Genomic DNA, 17,787 nt, shown 5'->3' with positions numbered 1-17,787 from the left:
TCGGCCAGCCTGTACAGAGGGATTTCGGCACCATTTTGGAGTTTTACATGCTCGAACAGGCTCAACGCGTCCTCAAGGACATCTTCGGCTACGACAGTTTTCGTGGCCGCCAGGGTGCGATCATTGAGCGCGTGGCCAGTGGCGGTGATGCCCTGGTCCTGATGCCTACCGGCGGCGGCAAGTCGCTGTGCTTTCAGGTGCCGGCGCTGTTGCGCAATGGCTTGGCCGTGGTGGTGTCGCCGCTGATCGCGTTGATGGACGATCAGGTCGCCACCCTAGAAGAACTCGGTGTCGCCGCCGCCGCCTTGAACTCCACCTTGAGTGCCGAACAGCAGCGCGAGCTGGCTGCGCGCATCAAGCGCGGTGAAGTGAAGATGCTCTACCTGGCGCCAGAACGGCTGGTGCAGCCACGCATGCTGGCCTTCCTGCAAAGTCTGGAAATTGCGCTGTTCGCCATCGACGAAGCCCACTGCGTGTCGCAATGGGGCCACGATTTCCGTCGCGAATACCTGCAACTGGGCCAACTGGCGGAATTGTTCCCCGACGTGCCGCGCATCGCCCTGACCGCCACCGCCGACAAACGCACCCGCGAAGAAATCGTCGAGCGCCTGCATCTGCAGAACGCCGAGCGCTTTCTGTCGAGCTTCGACCGGCCAAATATTTTTTACCGCATCGTGCCCAAGGAACAACCGCGCAAGCAGTTGCTGGCGTTCCTGTCCGAGCGGCGCAGCGACGCAGGCATCGTGTATTGCCTGTCGCGCAAGAAGGTCGATGAAGTGGCCGCGTTTCTCTGCGAGCAAGGCTACCCGGCGCTGCCGTATCACGCGGGGCTGCCCAATGACACGCGCTCTGCCCATCAGAAGCGCTTCCTCAACGAGGAAGGCCTGATCATGGTGGCCACCATCGCGTTCGGCATGGGCATCGACAAATCCAACGTGCGTTTTGTTGCACACATGGACCTGCCAAAGTCCCTTGAGGCCTACTACCAGGAAACCGGTCGCGCCGGCCGTGATGGCCTGCCGGCGGATGCCTGGATGGTCTACGGCCTGCAAGACGTGGTGATGCTCAAGCAGATGTTGCAGAACTCCGAAGGCGACGAGCGCCACAAACGCCTGGAACAACACAAGCTCGATGCCATGCTCTCGCTGTGCGAAGAGACCCGCTGCCGCCGACAGACGCTGCTGGCGTATTTCGACGAGGACATGCCCGAGCCATGCGGGCACTGTGACAATTGCACCGATGGCGTACAGACCTGGGACGCTACCGAGCCGGCGCGCCAGGCGTTGTCGGCCATCTACCGTACCGGCCAGCGCTACGGCGTGGGGCATCTGGTGGACGTATTGCTGGGCAAGGACAACGAGAAAGTGCGCAGCTTCGGCCACGAAAAACTCTCGGTGTACGGCGTCGGCAAGGCGCGCGCCGAAGGCGAATGGCGTTCGTTGTTCCGGCAGATGGTCGCGCGCAACCTGGTGGACATCGACATCGAAGGCTACGGCGGCTTGCGCCTGAACGACAGTTGCCGGCCATTGCTCAAGGGCGAGGTGAGCCTGGAGCTGCGCCGCGACCTTAAGCCGCAAACCACCGCAAAAAGCAGCAGCACCAGCCCGGCCAGCCAATTGGTGCGTGGCGAAGAACGCGAACAGTGGGAAGCCTTGCGCACCCTGCGGCGCAAACTGGCGCAGGAACACAGCGTGCCGCCTTACGTCATCTTTCCCGACTCCACGTTGCTGGAGATGTTGCGCGAGCAACCGACCAGCATGGCCGAGATGGCCAAGGTCAGCGGCGTGGGTGCGCGCAAGCTGGAACGCTACGGCCAGGCCTTCCTCGAGGTGCTCGGCGGCCAGGCCGAGGCGCCCAAGGAAGTCGCCGACATCCGCCATGAACTGATCAGCCTGGCACGTGCCGGCATGACCCCGATCCAGATCGCCGGCCAGCTGCAATGCTCGGAAAAAAACGTCTACACCTTGCTGGCTGAATCCATCGGCAAGCAACAGTTGTCGTTGGAGCAGGCCCTTGATTTACCGGAAGATTTGCTCGGTGAAATCCAGGATGCCTTCCTCGACGGAGAAGGCGAATTGCCACCTGTCACGGAGATCGCACCGCTGTTTACCGGGCGTGTTCCTGAGGGGGTTTTGTATTGCGTACGTGCCGCTTTGCAGTCTGAATTCGAAATTTAATGTGCCAATTACGACAATGTAACGAATCAGTACATAGCACCACTTGCCTCCTGGCATGGCTCATGCTTAGCTGACTAATAATTAGCCACATTCTATTTTCAGTCTAAATCATGAGTTTTTTATGCCGTTAACCGAACAACACCGCTTTGGCATGCAGTTGGCGCAAATGTCCCGAGGCTGGCGCGCCGAACTCGACCGCCGTTTGGCGGGGCTGGGCTTGTCCCAGGCGCGTTGGCTGGTGCTGTTGCACCTGGCCCGTTTTGTAGATGCGCCCACCCAGCGTGAACTGGCGCAAAGCGTCGGCGTAGAAGGTCCGACCCTGGCGCGCCTGCTCGACAGCCTTGAAGGCCAGGGCCTGGTGCAGCGCCAGGCGGTGCTGGAGGATCGTCGCGCCAAGCGCATTCTGTTGTGCGACACCGCCCGTCCGTTGATTGATCAGATCGAAACCATCGCCACGGCCTTGCGCCATGAGTTGTTCGTGGGCGTGGATGAAGAAGATTTGCGCGTGTGCATGCGCGTGCATGGGCACATTCTGGCGAACCTGGAAAAGTCCTGAGGCAGACCCAATTAGTGGCAAGCGGGCTTGTTGTGGCGAGGGAGCTTGCTCCCGCTGGGCTGCGTAGCAGCCCCAAAGCCATCAACCTCGTTGCACCTGAATGATCGCATTCACCGCATTGGGGGCGCTTCGCACCCCAGCGGGAGCAAGCTCCCTCGCCACAGTAGCCTGGCATCCAGCTAGAACGTCTGCCCCAGGTTCAGGTACACCGCCTGCTGCTTGTCATCATTGAACCCATAGCTGAAATTCAGCGGCCCTAACGGCGTATCAAAACCGAGGAAAATACTCGCGGCATTGATGTACCCGCTGTCAAACTGGTTATCGTTGTTCCACGCCCGGCCGCGTTCCACCGAGGCGCCGAGGTACAGCGGGAAATCCAGCGGCAGGTATGAGCGCGGCGTCAGGCGGCGGTAGTACACAGCACGCATCAGGGCGATGTTCTGCCCCGAGATTGAGTCTTCGCGAAAGCCTGATAATTGCCGCGCACCGCCGAGCAGAAAGCTGGAAACCACCACGTCGGATTTATCCAGCGTGCGCCCATAACGACCGCCGAGTATCAAGGTGTCCGGGCCGTGGCTCATGGCCTTGTCCAGCTTGAACTCCCACTGTCGGTAGCGCTGGTCTGAACCCAGGCCGGGCTCGAACTCTCGGAAGGCCAGGCCGATGTCTTCGCCGGTATGGGGGAAGTACACGTTATCCAGCGAATCGAACGAGTACTTGAGCTCATAGAAACCCTCATTGAAGCTCACACTCGGCAAGTCGCGCTCGCCAACACGCACATCTGCCTTGCCCCAGGCTTCACCGACGCCGAAGCGGATCTCGCCGCTATTGCCAATCTGGCGCCCCACGTTCAAACCAAAACCGTAGCGCTCCAGGCGATATTCGGCGATAGGGTCGCTGTCCAGCACCAGGTCGACGTTCTGCGCCTGGGCACTGATATAAGGCGCGACGAAATAGCGCGAGCCCACATCCAGTGGCTGGTAGAACTCGCTGTACAGCTCTTGGCGATCACCAATCTGCACGCGCGTCAGCCATTCGGCGCCAAGGCGGTTGATGCCGTTCATGCGGTAACTGGCGCCGAGGTTGTAAGCGCTGGCGCCGCGCATGTCATCCGACAGGTTCAGGCCCAGGCGCAAATAGTCGGTGCCGCTGCGTTTGCCGCGCGCGCTGATGACCAGGGTATTGTCCTGGCCCTTTTTCACCACGCGGTATTGCACCTGCTCGAAGTAATCCAGGCCGTACAACGTGCCCATGTCGGTTTGCAGGCGGCCCAGGTTCAGCGGCTCGCCCAGGGTTTGGCGAATGTAGTAGCGAATTACGTCGTCACTGACTTTCGAGTCGTTCTCCACCTTGATGGCGGTGATCACCGGCGTGCGTTCGCCCGGGGTGCGGGCCTCAACCAATTGTGGGTCGATCGGTTCGGCGGGGCGCAAATGCGCCAGGCGCACGTCGAGGGCGCGGGTGGCGCGGTAGCCTGCGTCGATCATGTCCTTGGCGCGGCCGAAGTCCGTCACGCCGTAGGCGGCCAGCGGCGGCTGGATCAGCACATCCTTGGGATGCAGGGCCTTGAGTTGTTCTTCTGAGTTGCGTCGGGTCATCAGGGTGATGGACTGGTTGAGCACGTCCACGACCGTCGCCAGTTGTTTGCGTGAGCGCAGCGGCGTGCCGATGTCCACGACGATAGCGATGTCGACGCCCATTTCGCGCGCCACATCCAGTGGGATGTTGTCGGTCATGCCGCCGTCCACCAACAGCCGTCCGTCCAGTTCCACCGGAGCGAACACTGCCGGGATCGACATGCTCGCACGGATCACCTGGGGCAAGTGACCCTTGCTGAACACCACTTTTTCGCCGGTGGTGATGTCGGTGGCCACAGCGCGGAACGGGATTGGCAGCTTGTCGAAGTTACGCGTATTGCTGGAGTGGGCGAACATGCTTTCCAGCAGCAGCGCCAGGTTCTGTCCCTGGATCACGCCGAGCGGCAGGCCAAGGCTGCCGTCATCGCGAAAGCTGAGTTTTTGTTTGACGAGGAAATCGCGGTCATCCTGTTTGCGCCGAAACGGCACATCTTCGCGCGGCGGGGCGTCGGACAATGCCTGCTGCCAGTCGATATTGAGCGCGAGCTTTTCCAGTTCATCGATCTTGTAGCCCGAGGCGTACAGGCCGCCAATCACCGCGCCCATGCTGGTGCCGGCGATAGCATCGATATGGATACCTTGCTCCTCCAGGGCCTTGAGCACGCCAATATGCGCAAGGCCACGGGCGGCACCGCCGGACAGCACCAGGCCGATCTTGGGGCGTGGGCTTTCGACGGCATCAGCGATCAGGGGAAGCAGGCACAGAAACAGGCAGGACAACAGGCGGCGCATCATGAATCTCGAGGCTGGGCGATAAAGGCCGGTATTATAGTCACTCGATCGTCCGTGCCCGATATGTCAGGAACTTCTCTAATTATGTCTGCCAGCAAACCCGAGATCGTCATCACCTATTGCACCCAATGCCAATGGCTGTTGCGCGCGGCGTGGCTGGCCCAGGAATTGTTGACTACATTTGCCGATGACTTGGGCCGTGTGGCGCTTGAGCCAGCCACCGGCGGGGCGTTTCGCATCACCTGCGACGGTGTGCAAATTTGGGAGCGCAAGGCCGACGGCGGCTTTCCAGAGGCCAAGGTACTCAAGCAGCGCGTGCGCGACCAGATCGACCCGCAGCGCGACCTGGGGCACAACGACCGCAAAGCCTGAAGGCTACGCGGTGGCTGCCGGCTGTTTGGCCTGGCTGGCACTGCCCATCAAGCCTGAGAGCACGATGGCGACAATGATCAGCGCGCCGCCCAGCAGCATGCGCAAGGTCGGGGTTTCGGCAAACAGCAGCCAGGCCACGGTGATGCCGTAGACAGGCTCCATGGCGAACACCACCGAGGCGGTGCGCGCCTTGATCACCGCGAGGCTGGCGACAAACAAGCTATGGGCCAGGCCGGTGCAGAACACCCCGAGCAGACCGATCCACAGCCAGTCAATCGCACGTACATCCGCCAGGCCCGGTGCTGCGACTGGCAGCAGGCACGCCGCGACCACCACGTTCTGGCACAGCGCGGCCTGCACCGCCGGAATGCGCCCGGAGCTGGCGCGGTTGTTCAGCGACAGCAGCGAGAACAACAGGCCCGAGAGAATCCCCCACAGCAGGCCGCCCGTGGCTTGGCTGGCGAGGTCGAAGTCTGGCGTGACCAACACCAGGCCCACCGTGACCAGCGCCACCAGCAACACTTCGTTGGCGCGAATGCGCTCACGGAAGATCAGCCCTTCAAGCATCACGGTAAAGGCCGGGAACGCGGTGAAGCCAAGGGTGGCGACGGCCACCCCGGCGACTTTGACGGCAATGAAGAAGGTCACCCAATGCGCCGCCAGCAGCACGCCACTGACCACGAGGCGACGCCAGTCGCGCATCTCCAGGGTTTTCCAGGTGGTGTTGCTGGCAAATCGCGCAAAGATCGCCAGGGCGATTACGGCAAAGGCGGCGCGGCCAAACACAATGATGGCCGGCGAGGCGGCTGCCAGCTTGCCGAAGACACCAGTGAGGCCAAACATCAGTGCGCCGATATGCAGGGCGCCAAGGGCTGAGCGGGGAGTCATTGCGATCCTTGAACCAACGGGGGTGACAGAATCGCAGTCTAGAGGGTTGCAGGCGCCGGTGTCTGTCGCGGACCTCGCGAATCTTAGCGCCAGCCTCTCATCACAATCATCCCATTAGGCAACGAATAACCTGTGGCGAGCAGGCTTGCCCTGCGTTGGGTTGCGAAGCGACCCCAAAAATGGGACTGCTGCGCAGTCCAACGCGGGGCAAGCCCGCTCGCCACAGTGACGGTGTTCGCGGTTGGGATCAGCCGCCTGGGCGGTCAGAGTTTATGCTTACGATGAGCGACGCAGCGTGCCCGGTGAGGCGCCAAACTCACGCAGCATGGCGGCAGAGAAGGCACTTTGCGAGGCGTAACCGACGCGTTCGGCAACTTCGCCAACAGGCAGCGGCGTCTCGCGCAAAAGTTTCAACGCCATGTGCAGGCGACGGCTACGCAGGTAGTCCATCGGTGTTTGCCCGCACTCGGCCATAAAACGTGCATGCAAGCGCGCCACCGAGAGGTCGGCAATACGCGCCAGATCGGCCACCTGCAACGGGCGCGCAGCGTGGCGTTCGATATGCGCATTGAACGCGGCATACGGCAAACGCTTGCCCGGTAGCGGTTGGGCCAGCGGATGATTGAGACTGGCCAGCAGCAACACCGCGCCTTGCTGGGCGATCAGCGGGTCATCCACCGGGCTGTGTGCCAGCCATTGCACCAACTGGCTTTGCCGGGCGTCCAGTGTCAGTCGCGCCGGTTGATCGAGCAGGCGGCGACTGGTGTCGGCGTGCTCGTCCAAGGACTGCGCCACCCAATGCTCGTCGGGCACATCCAGCACCAGACAGCGGCTGCCGTCGCGACTGCCGCAGGCATGGTGGGCCGAGAAGGGCAGCACCATCACGCTGCTGGCGTGCACCTGGCTGCCAAGGCCATCGACTTCCAGGTCCAGGTGCCCCGACAACCCGAACACCAGTTGGGCGTGGTCATGGCTGTGGGCGAGCGGCTCTTCAATGTAGTGGCGCAGCGTGAGGGTCGGTCTCATCGCGGTCTCCTGGGCAGCAGGCCTGCAGTCTACAACGCTTCAAGGGCTTTGATCGCTGTCATCAGACTGACGCACAGTTGTCATGGGCTATTAACCGCCTGGGCGCAAGCTCGCGAAAACACCGTCGAGGGATGCCCATGACCAGTGCCGAGTTCGCCAAACCCAGCCGCAAACAACGGGTTCGTACCCTGTGGATCTCCGACGTGCACTTGGGCACCCGGGATTGCCAGGCCGAGCACCTGTCACAGTTCCTCAAGGGCTACCACGCCGACAAGGTCTATCTGGTCGGCGATATCATCGACGGCTGGAAAATGCGCGGCGGCATGTACTGGCCTCAGGCTCATACTAATGTGATCCGCCGCCTGCTGACCATGGCCAAGCGCGGCACCGAGGTGATCTACGTCACCGGCAACCACGACGAATTCCTGCGCCGCTACTCCAAGCTGATCCTGGGCAATATCCAGCTGGTGGACGAGGCCGTGCACGTCACTGCCGATGGCCGCCATCTCCTGGTGATTCATGGTGATCAATTTGATGTGATCACCCGATACCACCGTTGGCTGGCGTTCCTGGGCGATTCGGCCTATGAGTTCACCCTCACGCTCAACCGCTGGCTCAATCACTGGCGTGCGCGGTATGGCTATGGCTACTGGTCGCTGTCGGCGTACCTGAAACACAAGGTCAAGACGGCGGTGAGTTTTATCAGCGATTTCGAAGAAGCGATCGCCCACGAAGTGACCAAACGCGAGCTGCATGGCGTGGTGTGCGGGCATATTCACCATGCCGAGATTCGCAAGGTGGGCGAGGTGGACTACCTCAATTGCGGGGATTGGGTGGAGTCGTGCACCGCGTTGATCGAGCACTGGGATGGCAGTATCGAGTTGTATCGGTTGGCGGATGCGCAGGCTAAAGAGGCGCTGCTCAAGGCTGAGATGGTTGCGGGCTAGAAGGTTCGCACGGTCAAAAATGTGGGAGCTGGCTTGCCTGCGATGGCGGTTGTTCAGTCAACTTATTCAGTGACTGACACACCGTAATCGCAGGCAAGCCAGCTCCCACAATTTGATTGGATTTCTTCAGTTATTTCGAGACGTCGGCGATGGCCTCGGCCAGTAATGCCAGGCGTGTCGCGTCAATACCCGCCACATTCGCCCGCCCCGAACTGACCATATACACGCTGTGCTTCTCGCGCAGTTGCTTGACCTGCTCAGCACTCAAACCGGTATAGGAAAACATCCCGCGCTGCGCACCAATATGCGCAAACTTCTCGGCCAGCCCGTGGGGCGCCAGCGCCTCCACCAGCCCGGAGCGCAGTTGGGCAATGCGTGAACGCATGGCCTCGACTTCATCGCTCCAGCGCTTTTTCAGCTCGGCGTCGCCCAGGATGGTCGCTACCACTGCGGCGCCATGATCCGGCGGCGTCGACCACAGGTTGCGCGCGATATTCGCCAGTTGGCTGCGCACGTCCGTGAGCTTCTCGGCGTCTGCCGCGCACACGATCAGCGCGCCGACACGGTCGCTGTACAGGCCGAAGTTCTTCGAGCAGGAACTGGTGACCAGCACTTCCGGCAGCTCGGCGGCAAACAACCGTACCGCCCAGGCGTCCTGCTCCAGGCCGTCGCCAAAGCCCTGGTAGGCGAAGTCGATCAATGGCAGCAATTGCCGTTCGCGCACGATGTGCAACACCTGGCGCCAGTCGTCCTGGGACAAGTCAAAACCGGTCGGGTTATGACAGCAGGCATGCAACAACACCACGTCGCCTTTGGGCACGGTGGCCAGTGTTGCGAGCATCGCGGCCACGTCCAGGCGGTTATCCGCGCCCACATACGGGTAATGGCTGACCTTGAGCCCGGCCTTGGCGAAGATGGTTTCGTGGATCGGCCAGGTCGGGTTGCTCAGCCACACGCCGCGGCCGGGCAGGTTTTGCGCGATAAAGTCGGCACTCAGGCGTAGCGCGCCGGTGCCGCCAGGGGTTTGCGTGGCACCGGCGCGACGCTCGCGAATCAGCGCTGAATCGGCGCCCAGCACCAGCTCACTGATCAGCGAACCGAAGGCCGCATTGCCATGGCCGCCGATATAGGTCTTGGTGGTTTGCGTGTCCACCAGGCGCTGTTCGGCCAGTTTTACCGAGTGCGGAATCGGCGTCAGGCCCTGGTCGTCCTTATACACACCCACGCCCAGGTCGAACTTGTTCGGGTTGGCGTCCTGAGCATACAGGTCCATCAGCCCGAGGATCGGGTCCCCGGGTACGCGGCCAATGGCATCAAAATGCATTACTTGCGGCCCTCGGCGTCCTTGGCCACTTCGTCGGTGCGCGCGGCCATGATGAAGTCGTTGCGGTGCAGGCCTTTGATCGAGTGGCTCCACCAGGTCACGGTGACTTTGCCCCACTCGGTGAGCAGGCCCGGGTGATGGCCTTCGGCTTCGGAGATTTCACCCATGGCGTTGGTAAAGGCCAGGGCGAACTTGAAGTTCTTGAACAGGAAAACCTTTTCCAGCTGCATCACGCCGTCGCGTACTTCGATGTTCCAGTCGGGAATCTGCTTGATCAGTACCGGCAGCTCTTCGTCGCTGACTTGTGGGGCATCGGCGCGGCAGGCTTCGCAGTGGGCTTGGTTCAAGGTGGTCATGGGGGTGTCCTGAATTCGAAAGATTGAGATCAGTGGGCGTTACCCTAAAGCAACGCGCGGCCAGGGAACAGATTCACCTGGCCTCAAAATGTAAGGTTCAAGCAGCTTCGGGTTTGGGCGGCACTGCCTTTGGGGTGAAGAGCGGCGCATGCAGACCCAACTGCATACCGCGCTCGACCATGCCCATGATGTCTTCCTGCGCCACTTCAAACAGGCGCTTAAGCTCGGGCAGTACGAAGTACAGCGGTTGCAGGATGTCGATGCGATACGGCGTACGCATTGCTTCCAGCGGGTCGAAGGCCTGGTGTTCGGGTTCATCCGACAGGCAATACACGCTTTCTTTAGGCGACGACAAGATGCCGCCACCGTAGATGCGTCGACCTTGCGGCGTGTCCACCAAACCGAATTCGATGGTCATCCAGTACAGGCGCGCCAGGTACACGCGTTGCTCTTTGGTGGCCGCGAGGCCGAGCTTGCCGTAAGTGTGGGTGAACTCGGCAAACCATGGGTTGGTCAGCAGCGGGCAGTGGCCAAAGATCTCGTGGAAAATATCCGGCTCTTGCAGGTAGTCCAGTTCTTCGCGGGTGCGAATAAAGGTCGCCACCGGAAATTGCTTGCTGGCGAGCAATTCAAAGAAGGTCTGGAAGGGGATCAGTGCGGGGACGCGGGCAACTTGCCAGCCGGTGGTTTCGGCCAACACCTTGTTGATCTCACCCAGTTGCGGGATGCGGTCCAGGGGCAGGCCGAGCTTGTCGATGCCGTCCAGGTATTCCTGGCAGGCGCGTCCTTCGATCACTTTCAATTGGCGCGTGATCAGGGTGTTCCACACCGCGTGTTCTTCCGGCGGGTAGTGGATAAAACCTTGCGCATCGGGCTCGCGGGCCACGTAGTGCGTCTGCTTCATACGGCTCTCCTGCTAGGCATTCGTTCTTGTTATGTCCTGCGATGAGCCTATTGATAACCCGGAAGGCGACGGATTCCATCGGGCTCCGGTGCTTGCGCGTAGGAAAAGTTACCGTCATTCGTAAAGTTTTCGTTACGGTATGCCGGCCTCTCGTTGTCTTGGGCTGGGAAAAGGTCACAAGCTGTCACATAATCTTGACGACTATCTGCGCCCAGCGGCAAAAAGACCCGGCGCTTTCCCACCATTTGGGCTTTTTCATGCGTATTAAAGTGCACTGCCAGAACCGTATCGGCATCCTGCGGGACATTCTCAACCTGCTGGTGGAATACGGCGTCAACGTCGCCAAAGGCGAGGTAGGCGGTGAACATGGCAACGCCATTTACCTGTTTTGCCCCAACCTTGTGAACATGCAGTTCCAGGCGCTGCGCCCGCAATTCGAAGCAATTGCCGGGGTATTTGGCGTTAAAAGGGTAGGGCTGATGCCCAGCGAACGTCGGCATATGGAGCTCAATGCGCTGCTCGGCGCCCTGGAGTTTCCGGTGTTGTCGATTGATATTGGCGGCTCCATCGTCGCCGCCAACCGCGCGGCGGCGCAGTTGCTCGGGGTGCGGGTGGACGAGGTGCCGGGCATTCCGCTGTCGCGTTATGCCGAGGATTTCGACCTGCCGGAGTTGGTGCGTGCGAGCAAATCGCGCATCAACGGCTTGCGGGTCAAGGTCAAGGGTGACGTGTTTTTGGCGGACATCGCGCCGCTGCAGTCTTCCGAACACGACGACAGCGAGGCCATGGCCGGTGCCGTGCTGACCCTGCACCGTGCCGACCGTGTGGGCGAGCGTATCTACAATGTGCGCAAGCAAGAGCTGCGCGGCTTCGACAGTATTTTCCAAAGCTCCAGGGTCATGGCCGCGGTGGTGCGCGAAGCCCGGCGCATGGCGCCGCTGGATGCGCCGCTATTAATAGAAGGCGAAACCGGCACCGGCAAAGAGTTGCTGGCACGCGCTTGCCACTTGGCCAGTCCGCGCGGGCAATCGCCCTTGATGGCGCTCAATTGCGCGGGCCTGCCGGAGTCGATGGCCGAGACCGAGCTGTTCGGCTACGGCCCCGGCGCATTTGAAGGGGCGCGGGCCGAGGGCAAGTTGGGCCTGCTGGAGCTGACGGCGGGCGGTACGTTGTTTCTCGATGGCGTGGGGGAAATGAGCGCACGCTTGCAGGTGAAATTGCTGCGCTTTTTGCAGGACGGCTGCTTTCGCCGGGTGGGCAGTGATGAAGAGGTGTACCTCGATGTGCGGGTGATCTGTGCCACCCAGGTGGACCTGTCGGAACTCTGCGCCCGTGGCGAATTCCGTCAGGACCTGTATCACCGGCTCAACGTGCTGTCGCTGCATATCCCGCCGCTGCGTGAATGCCTGGATGGCCTGGCGCCGCTGGTTGAGCACTTTCTTGACCAGGCCAGCCGACAGATTGGTTGCCCGCTGCCCAAGCTGGCGCCGGCGGCGATGGACCGGCTCAGTCACTACCATTGGCCGGGCAATGTGCGGCAGTTGGAAAACGTGTTGTTTCAGGCGGTGTCGTTGTGCGACGGCGGCATGGTCAAGGCTGAGCATATTCGCCTGCCGGATTATGGGGTGCGCCAGCCCCTTGGGGATTTTTCCCTGGAAGGCGGGTTGGAGAACATCGTTGGGCGGTTTGAAAAGGCGGTGCTGGAGGCTTTGTACGCCGAGCACCCGAGCAGTCGGCAGTTGGGTAAGCGCCTAGGCGTGTCGCACACCACGATCGCGAATAAGTTGCGTGATTACGAAATTCTGAAGAATGAACGCGGTTAAACCTGTGGGAGCTGGCTTGCCTGCGATGACGGTGGGTCAGTTGGCTCATGTGTCGCTGATACACCGCTATCGCAGGCAAGCCAGCTCCCACAGTTGATCTTTGTCGTCCTTAAGACCGGTGCTTGCCGCAGGCGGCAGTAGTCCGCCGTTTTTTCGACTCTATCCCTGCCACCTAATCTCTAAGCCTGCCCGCAAACCCCCGCCGTACATGGACTTCAATCTATTTTCAAAAGTTGGTTCGCAAATTGCTTAAGCCTCATCAGAGCAACGGTGGGCGGCAAGCGTCCGTCAGAAAGAGGATAGAGCGTGGACAAGTACCTTTATGTGGCAATGACCGGCGCCAGCCAGAATGCACTGGCGCAAAAGGCCCATGCCAACAATCTGGCGAACATTTCCACCAACGGTTTTCAACGGGACCTGGAGCAGGCGCGCTCGATGCCGGTGTTCGGTGACAGCTTTCCGGCGCGGGCATTTGCCATGACCGAACGGCCGGGCACCGACTTCTCCCAGGGCGCCATGATTGAAACCGGTCGCGACCTCGATGTGGCGGTCAGCGGTGACGGCTGGATGGCCGTGCAAACCCCGGATGGCGGCGAAGCCTACGTGCGCAGCGCCAGCATGAATGTGGATGCGTTGGGCGTGTTGCGTGCCGGCAACGGCATGCCGGTGATGGGCAACGGTGGCCCGATTGCCGTGCCGCCCGAGCAGAAAATCGAAGTGGGCGCCGACGGCACCATCAGCATCCGCGCCATGGGCGAAGGCCCGCGCGTGATGGCTGAAGTGGACCGCATCAAGCTGGTCCAGCCCGACCTCAAGAACATGACCAAGGGCCTGGATGGCGCCATCCATACCAAGGATGGCAAACCGGCCCAGGCCGACGCGAACGTGCGGCTGACCTCGGGTTTCCTGCAGGCGAGCAACGTCAATGCGGTGGAAGAAATGACCGCCGTGCTGTCGCTCTCCAAGCAGTTCGAGCTGCACATCAAGATGATGAACAGCGCTAAAGAAGACGACCAGGCCATGACCCGCGTTCTGTCGATGAGCTGATTGCCGGTTTACTGAAGACTAATTTTGCAGCACAGCGCCAACAAACAGGCGCACGAAGGAGAACACTATGCTTCCGGCTCTATGGGTTGCCAAAACAGGTTTGGCCGCGCAGGACACCAACCTGACCACCATCTCCAACAACTTGGCGAACGTGTCGACCACGGGTTTCAAACGTGATCGCGCCGAGTTCCAGGACTTGCTTTATCAGATCAAGCGCCAGCCAGGCGCCCAGTCGACCCAGGACAGCGAACTGCCGTCGGGCCTGCAACTGGGTACCGGTGTGCAGATCGTCGGCACCCAGAAGAACTTCAGCGCCGGTAACCTGCAGCAAACCAACCAGCCGCTGGACATGGCCATCAACGGCCGGGGTTTCTTCCAGATCCTGCAGCCGGATGGCACTACTTCCTACACCCGTGACGGTACTTTTCACCTCGACTCCAATGGCCAGATCGTCACCGCCAACGGCTTCGCGCTGGAGCCGGCTGTGGTGGTTCCAGCCGATGCCAAGACCTTTACCGTCGGCACCGACGGCACCGTGTCTATCACCGTGGCCGGCAACCCGGCGTCGCAAGTGATCGGCAACCTGCAAACCGCCGACTTCATCAACCCGGCCGGCCTGCAGGCCATGGGTAACAACCTGTTCCTGGAAACAGCCTCCAGCGGCGCGCCGCAAATCGGCACCCCAGGTCTCAACGGCTTCGGTACCACCCTGCAGCAAACCCTGGAAACCTCCAACGTCAGCACGGTTGAGGAGATGGTCAACATGATCACCACCCAACGCGCCTACGAGATGAACTCCAAGGTGATTTCCACCGCCGACCAGATGCTTTCGTTCGTAACGCAGAATCTGTAATCAAGTCTATGGGGCGCCTTTTGCGGCGCCTGCAACACCGTGAGGTAAGGGTCATGAATCGCTATGTTTCTGTTCTGGCATTGAGTGGGATCGCCGTGCTCGCGGGCTGTGTCGCCCCGACGCCAAAACCCAATGATCCGTACTACGCGCCGGTGTTGCCGCGCACGCCGTTGCCGGCGGCGGCCAACAATGGCTCGATTTACCAGGCCGGTTTCGAACAGAACCTGTACAGCGACCGCAAGGCCTTCCGTGTGGGTGACATCATCACTATCACGTTGAACGAGAAGACCCAGGCCAGCAAGAATGCCAACTCGCAGATCGGCAAGACCAGCAAGACCGGCATCGGCCTGACCTCGCTGTTTGGTGGCGGCCTGACCACCAATAACCCTTTGGGCGATGGCGACCTGAGCCTCAACGCCGGTTACAGCGGCGACCGTGCCACCAATGGCAAGAGCGCGGCGGGGCAGGGCAACAGCCTGACCGGTTCGATCACCGTAACGGTGGCGGATGTATTGCCCAACGGCATCATCGCCGTACGCGGTGAAAAGTGGATGACCCTCAACACCGGCGACGAGCTGGTGCGTATCGCGGGCATGGTGCGTGCCGATGATATTTCCACCGACAACACCGTGCCGTCCACGCGCATTGCCGATGCACGCATTACCTACTCGGGTACGGGTTCGTTTGCTGATGCGAGTCAGCCGGGCTGGTTCGACCGTTTCTTCCTTAGCCCGCTGTTCCCTTTCTAGGTGGCCATTTTGAACCTCAAACAGCTGATGGCTGCCGCGTTATTGCTGGCCTTGAGCGCAGGAGCACACGCCGAGCGGTTGAAAGACATCGCCAGTATTTCCGGCGTGCGCTCCAACCAATTGATCGGCTACGGGCTGGTGGTGGGGCTTAACGGTACGGGTGACCAGACCACCCAGACGCCGTTCACCCTGCAGACCTTCAACAACATGCTCTCGCAGTTCGGCATCAAGGTGCCGCCTGGGTCGGGCAACGTGCAGCTCAAGAACGTCGCGGCCGTGTCGATCAGTGCCGACTTGCCGGCGTTCTCCAAGCCGGGCCAGGTGGTGGATATCACCGTGTCCTCCATCGGTAACTCGAAAAGCCTGCGCGGCGGCACCTTGCTGATGACGCCGCTCAAAGGTATCGACGGCAACGTCTACGCCATTGCCCAGGGCAACCTGGTGGTCGGCGGTTTTGACGCCGAGGGCCGTGACGGCTCGAAAATCACCGTGAACGTGCCATCGGCCGGTCGCATTCCCGGTGGCGCCACGGTTGAGCGCACCGTGCCCAGCGGTTTCAACCAGGGCAACAGCCTGACCCTGAACCTCAACCGCTCGGACTTCACCACCGCCAAGCGTGTGGTCGACAAGATCAACGACATGCTCGGCCCTGGCGTAGCACAAGCCATCGACGGCGGCTCGATCCGTGTGACGGCGCCGCTCGACCCAAGCCAGCGTGTCGACTACCTGTCGATCCTGGAAAACCTTGAAGTCGACCCGGGCCAGGCAGTTGCCAAAGTCATCATCAACTCGCGCACCGGCACCATCGTGATCGGCCAGAACGTCAAGGTGTCGCCAGCAGCGGTCACCCACGGCAGCCTGACCGTGACCATCACCGAAGACCCGATCGTCAGCCAGCCTGGGCCGCTGTCCAATGGCCAGACGGCAGTGGTACCGCGCTCGCGGGTCAATGCCCAGCAAGAAGCCAAGCCGATGTTCAAATTCGGCCCCGGTACCACCCTGGATGAGATTGTCCGCGCGGTGAACCAGGTGGGCGCAGCGCCCGGCGACTTGATGGCGATTCTCGAAGCTTTGAAACAGGCCGGCGCCTTGCAAGCCGACCTGATCGTGATCTAAGGCCATGGCCATGGATATGCACAAAAGCGGGTTCACCAGCACGGCGGATTCGGGGTCTTACTCCGACCTCAACCGGCTGAACCAGCTCAAGGTCGGCGCCGACAAGAACAGCGAAGGCAACATGCGCAAAGTGGCGCAGGAGTTCGAGTCGCTGTTCCTGAGCGAGATGCTCAAGTCCATGCGTTCGGCCACCGAGGCGCTGGGCAAGGACAACCCGCTGAACACCCCGGCTGCCAAGCAGTACCAGGAAATGTACGACCAGCAGTTGGCGGTCTCGATGTCCCGCGAAGGCGGCGGTATCGGTTTGGCTGACGTGCTGATGCGCCAGATGCAGAAGAACAAGCCGGTCGAGGCGCAGTCCTCGACCTTGCAAGGCCCGGCGGCGGCCGAGCCGGTCAAGGCCAAGAAGGTCGATGTGCCGACTGAAATCGCCGCCGGCACCCAGGCGAATGGCCCGTTGGGACGCTCCAATGGCCAGCGGCCGTTGTGGGCTTACCGCGTTGCAGAGCCGCAAGGCGCCAGCGCGCACACCAACGACATGGAACTGATGAACCAGCGCCGCATGGCGTTGCCGAGCAAACTGACCGACCGCCTGCTGGCCGGCATCGTGCCGAGCACTCAGCCCGCCACGCAGGCCGCGAGTGCGCCACTGCGTAACAGCGCCGCCACCGATAACGTGGTCAACAGCACCGCGCGGAACTTTGCCGTGCCGAGCGGGCGCATGCAGGTTTATGGCCGAGCGATTGCCCAGCCACCGCTGGCGCCGGCGAAAAAAGCCTTCAGCTCGCAGGATGAATTTGTCGCCACCATGCTGCCGATGGCCAAGGCGGCCGCCGCGCGCATCGGCGTGGATCCCAAGTACCTGGTGGCCCAGGCCGCGCTGGAAACCGGCTGGGGTAAATCGGTGATGCGCGCCGAGGACGGCAGCAGCAGCCACAACCTGTTCGGCATCAAGGCCGGGCAGAGCTGGCAGGGCGGCCAGGCGCGTGCAATCACCAGCGAGTTTCGTGATGGGTCGATGGTCAAGGAAACGGCGCAATTTCGCTCCTACAACTCCTACCAGGACAGCTTCCACGACCTCGTGACATTGCTGCAAAGCAATGATCGCTATAAAGAAGTTGTGAAATCAGCCGACAACCCGGAACAGTTTGTACGCGAGTTGCAAAAAGCCGGATATGCAACCGACCCGGACTACGCCAGCAAGATTTCGCAGATCGCCAAAACGATGAACAGTTACCAGAATTTCGCTGCCGCTGGCGCAACCACACATTTATAAGGTC

General features: G+C 61.2%; 16 protein-coding genes. 10 read left to right on the top strand and 6 right to left on the bottom strand.

What is annotated here, in order from left to right:
- Positions 1-47 precede the first annotated feature (47 nt).
- A complete protein-coding gene (gene recQ / locus GIW28_RS07340; protein ID WP_017134910.1) occupies positions 48-2,177 on the top strand; it encodes a DNA helicase RecQ in 2,130 nt (709 codons plus the stop codon).
- Positions 2,178-2,298: 121 nt separating this feature from the next.
- Complete coding sequence (locus tag GIW28_RS07335; RefSeq protein WP_017134911.1) at positions 2,299-2,733, top strand: MarR family transcriptional regulator; 435 nt, start codon at positions 2,299-2,301, stop codon at positions 2,731-2,733.
- Positions 2,734-2,912: 179 nt separating this feature from the next.
- On the opposite strand, the gene GIW28_RS07330 is transcribed toward GIW28_RS07335, so the two are convergent.
- Positions 2,913-5,102: a patatin-like phospholipase family protein gene (locus tag GIW28_RS07330; protein WP_099548865.1), complete on the bottom strand. Its 2,190-nt coding sequence runs from the start codon at positions 5,100-5,102 to the stop codon at positions 2,913-2,915.
- Between the two features lie 84 nt (positions 5,103-5,186).
- On the opposite strand from GIW28_RS07330, the gene GIW28_RS07325 reads away from it, so the two are divergent.
- Positions 5,187-5,474: a SelT/SelW/SelH family protein gene (locus tag GIW28_RS07325; RefSeq protein WP_236448151.1), complete on the top strand. Its 288-nt coding sequence runs from the start codon at positions 5,187-5,189 to the stop codon at positions 5,472-5,474.
- A gap of 3 nt (positions 5,475-5,477) precedes the next feature.
- Here GIW28_RS07325 and GIW28_RS07320 read toward each other — a convergent pair whose 3' ends face one another.
- Together GIW28_RS07320 and GIW28_RS07315 are read right to left on the bottom strand one after the other, a co-directional pair.
- Positions 5,478-6,362, bottom strand: coding sequence for a DMT family transporter (locus GIW28_RS07320; RefSeq protein WP_099548867.1), 885 nt, complete (start codon positions 6,360-6,362; stop codon positions 5,478-5,480).
- Between the two features lie 276 nt (positions 6,363-6,638).
- Positions 6,639-7,388: an AraC family transcriptional regulator gene (locus GIW28_RS07315; protein WP_236447553.1), complete on the bottom strand. Its 750-nt coding sequence runs from the start codon at positions 7,386-7,388 to the stop codon at positions 6,639-6,641.
- 137 nt (positions 7,389-7,525) lie between these two features.
- Between GIW28_RS07315 and GIW28_RS07310 the strand changes: the two genes are divergently transcribed.
- A complete protein-coding gene (locus tag GIW28_RS07310; protein WP_017134916.1) occupies positions 7,526-8,335 on the top strand; it encodes a UDP-2,3-diacylglucosamine diphosphatase in 810 nt (269 codons plus the stop codon).
- A 130-nt stretch (positions 8,336-8,465) separates the two neighbouring features.
- Here the strand turns inward: GIW28_RS07310 and GIW28_RS07305 are convergent, their stop codons facing one another.
- From GIW28_RS07305 to phhA, 3 genes are all read right to left on the bottom strand, one after another.
- Positions 8,466-9,659: an amino acid aminotransferase gene (locus GIW28_RS07305; protein ID WP_236447552.1), complete on the bottom strand. Its 1,194-nt coding sequence runs from the start codon at positions 9,657-9,659 to the stop codon at positions 8,466-8,468.
- Entirely contained in the window at positions 9,659-10,015 is a 357-nt protein-coding gene (locus tag GIW28_RS07300; RefSeq protein ID WP_017134918.1) for a 4a-hydroxytetrahydrobiopterin dehydratase, read from the bottom strand. Before GIW28_RS07300 ends, GIW28_RS07305 begins: the two co-directional genes overlap by 1 nt.
- Positions 10,016-10,112: 97 nt before the next feature.
- Positions 10,113-10,919, bottom strand: a complete 807-nt coding sequence (phhA, locus tag GIW28_RS07295; protein ID WP_017134919.1) for a phenylalanine 4-monooxygenase — start codon at positions 10,917-10,919, stop codon at positions 10,113-10,115.
- A gap of 257 nt (positions 10,920-11,176) precedes the next feature.
- On the opposite strand from phhA, the gene GIW28_RS07290 reads away from it, so the two are divergent.
- The 6 genes from GIW28_RS07290 to flgJ all read left to right on the top strand — a co-directional run bounded on the left by GIW28_RS07290 (position 11,177) and on the right by flgJ (position 17,783).
- On the top strand, positions 11,177-12,742 hold the full coding sequence (locus GIW28_RS07290) for a sigma-54-dependent transcriptional regulator (protein ID WP_236447551.1): 1,566 nt from the start codon (positions 11,177-11,179) through the stop codon (positions 12,740-12,742).
- A 306-nt stretch (positions 12,743-13,048) separates the two neighbouring features.
- Positions 13,049-13,789, top strand: coding sequence for a flagellar basal body rod protein FlgF (locus tag GIW28_RS07285; protein ID WP_017134921.1), 741 nt, complete (start codon positions 13,049-13,051; stop codon positions 13,787-13,789).
- A gap of 67 nt (positions 13,790-13,856) precedes the next feature.
- Positions 13,857-14,642, top strand: a complete 786-nt coding sequence (gene flgG, locus GIW28_RS07280) for a flagellar basal-body rod protein FlgG (RefSeq protein ID WP_056859743.1) — start codon at positions 13,857-13,859, stop codon at positions 14,640-14,642.
- Positions 14,643-14,695: 53 nt separating this feature from the next.
- Positions 14,696-15,391: a flagellar basal body L-ring protein FlgH gene (flgH, locus tag GIW28_RS07275; protein ID WP_017134923.1), complete on the top strand. Its 696-nt coding sequence runs from the start codon at positions 14,696-14,698 to the stop codon at positions 15,389-15,391.
- 27 nt (positions 15,392-15,418) lie between these two features.
- Positions 15,419-16,507, top strand: a complete 1,089-nt coding sequence (locus GIW28_RS07270; protein WP_225933067.1) for a flagellar basal body P-ring protein FlgI — start codon at positions 15,419-15,421, stop codon at positions 16,505-16,507.
- 4 nt (positions 16,508-16,511) lie between these two features.
- The gene (gene flgJ, locus GIW28_RS07265) at positions 16,512-17,783 is read left to right on the top strand and encodes a flagellar assembly peptidoglycan hydrolase FlgJ (RefSeq protein ID WP_236447550.1); all 1,272 of its coding nucleotides are present in this window, start codon (positions 16,512-16,514) and stop codon (positions 17,781-17,783) included.
- Positions 17,784-17,787 lie beyond the last annotated feature (4 nt).

The organism is Pseudomonas sp. PA-5-4B, from assembly GCF_021606215.1.
GTDB classification, from domain to species: domain Bacteria; phylum Pseudomonadota; class Gammaproteobacteria; order Pseudomonadales; family Pseudomonadaceae; genus Aquipseudomonas; species Aquipseudomonas edaphica.
The sequence above is the reverse complement of the archived record's forward strand: the minus strand, read 5'-3'. Positions and strand labels throughout refer to the sequence as shown.

Coding starts and splice junctions, on each gene's coding strand:
- GIW28_RS07310 (WP_017134916.1), top strand. CDS start 7,526: ATGACCAGTGCCGAGTTCGCCAAACCCAGCCGCAAACAACGGGTTCGT.
- recQ (WP_017134910.1), top strand. CDS start 48: ATGCTCGAACAGGCTCAACGCGTCCTCAAGGACATCTTCGGCTACGAC.
- GIW28_RS07305 (WP_236447552.1), bottom strand. CDS start 9,659: ATGCATTTTGATGCCATTGGCCGCGTACCCGGGGACCCGATCCTCGGG.
- flgG (WP_056859743.1), top strand. CDS start 13,857: ATGCTTCCGGCTCTATGGGTTGCCAAAACAGGTTTGGCCGCGCAGGAC.
- GIW28_RS07330 (WP_099548865.1), bottom strand. CDS start 5,102: ATGCGCCGCCTGTTGTCCTGCCTGTTTCTGTGCCTGCTTCCCCTGATC.
- GIW28_RS07300 (WP_017134918.1), bottom strand. CDS start 10,015: ATGACCACCTTGAACCAAGCCCACTGCGAAGCCTGCCGCGCCGATGCC.
- GIW28_RS07320 (WP_099548867.1), bottom strand. CDS start 6,362: ATGACTCCCCGCTCAGCCCTTGGCGCCCTGCATATCGGCGCACTGATG.
- GIW28_RS07270 (WP_225933067.1), top strand. CDS start 15,419: ATGGCTGCCGCGTTATTGCTGGCCTTGAGCGCAGGAGCACACGCCGAG.
- flgH (WP_017134923.1), top strand. CDS start 14,696: ATGAATCGCTATGTTTCTGTTCTGGCATTGAGTGGGATCGCCGTGCTC.
- phhA (WP_017134919.1), bottom strand. CDS start 10,919: ATGAAGCAGACGCACTACGTGGCCCGCGAGCCCGATGCGCAAGGTTTT.
- GIW28_RS07290 (WP_236447551.1), top strand. CDS start 11,177: ATGCGTATTAAAGTGCACTGCCAGAACCGTATCGGCATCCTGCGGGAC.
- GIW28_RS07335 (WP_017134911.1), top strand. CDS start 2,299: ATGCCGTTAACCGAACAACACCGCTTTGGCATGCAGTTGGCGCAAATG.
- GIW28_RS07315 (WP_236447553.1), bottom strand. CDS start 7,388: ATGAGACCGACCCTCACGCTGCGCCACTACATTGAAGAGCCGCTCGCC.
- flgJ (WP_236447550.1), top strand. CDS start 16,512: ATGGCCATGGATATGCACAAAAGCGGGTTCACCAGCACGGCGGATTCG.
- GIW28_RS07325 (WP_236448151.1), top strand. CDS start 5,187: ATGTCTGCCAGCAAACCCGAGATCGTCATCACCTATTGCACCCAATGC.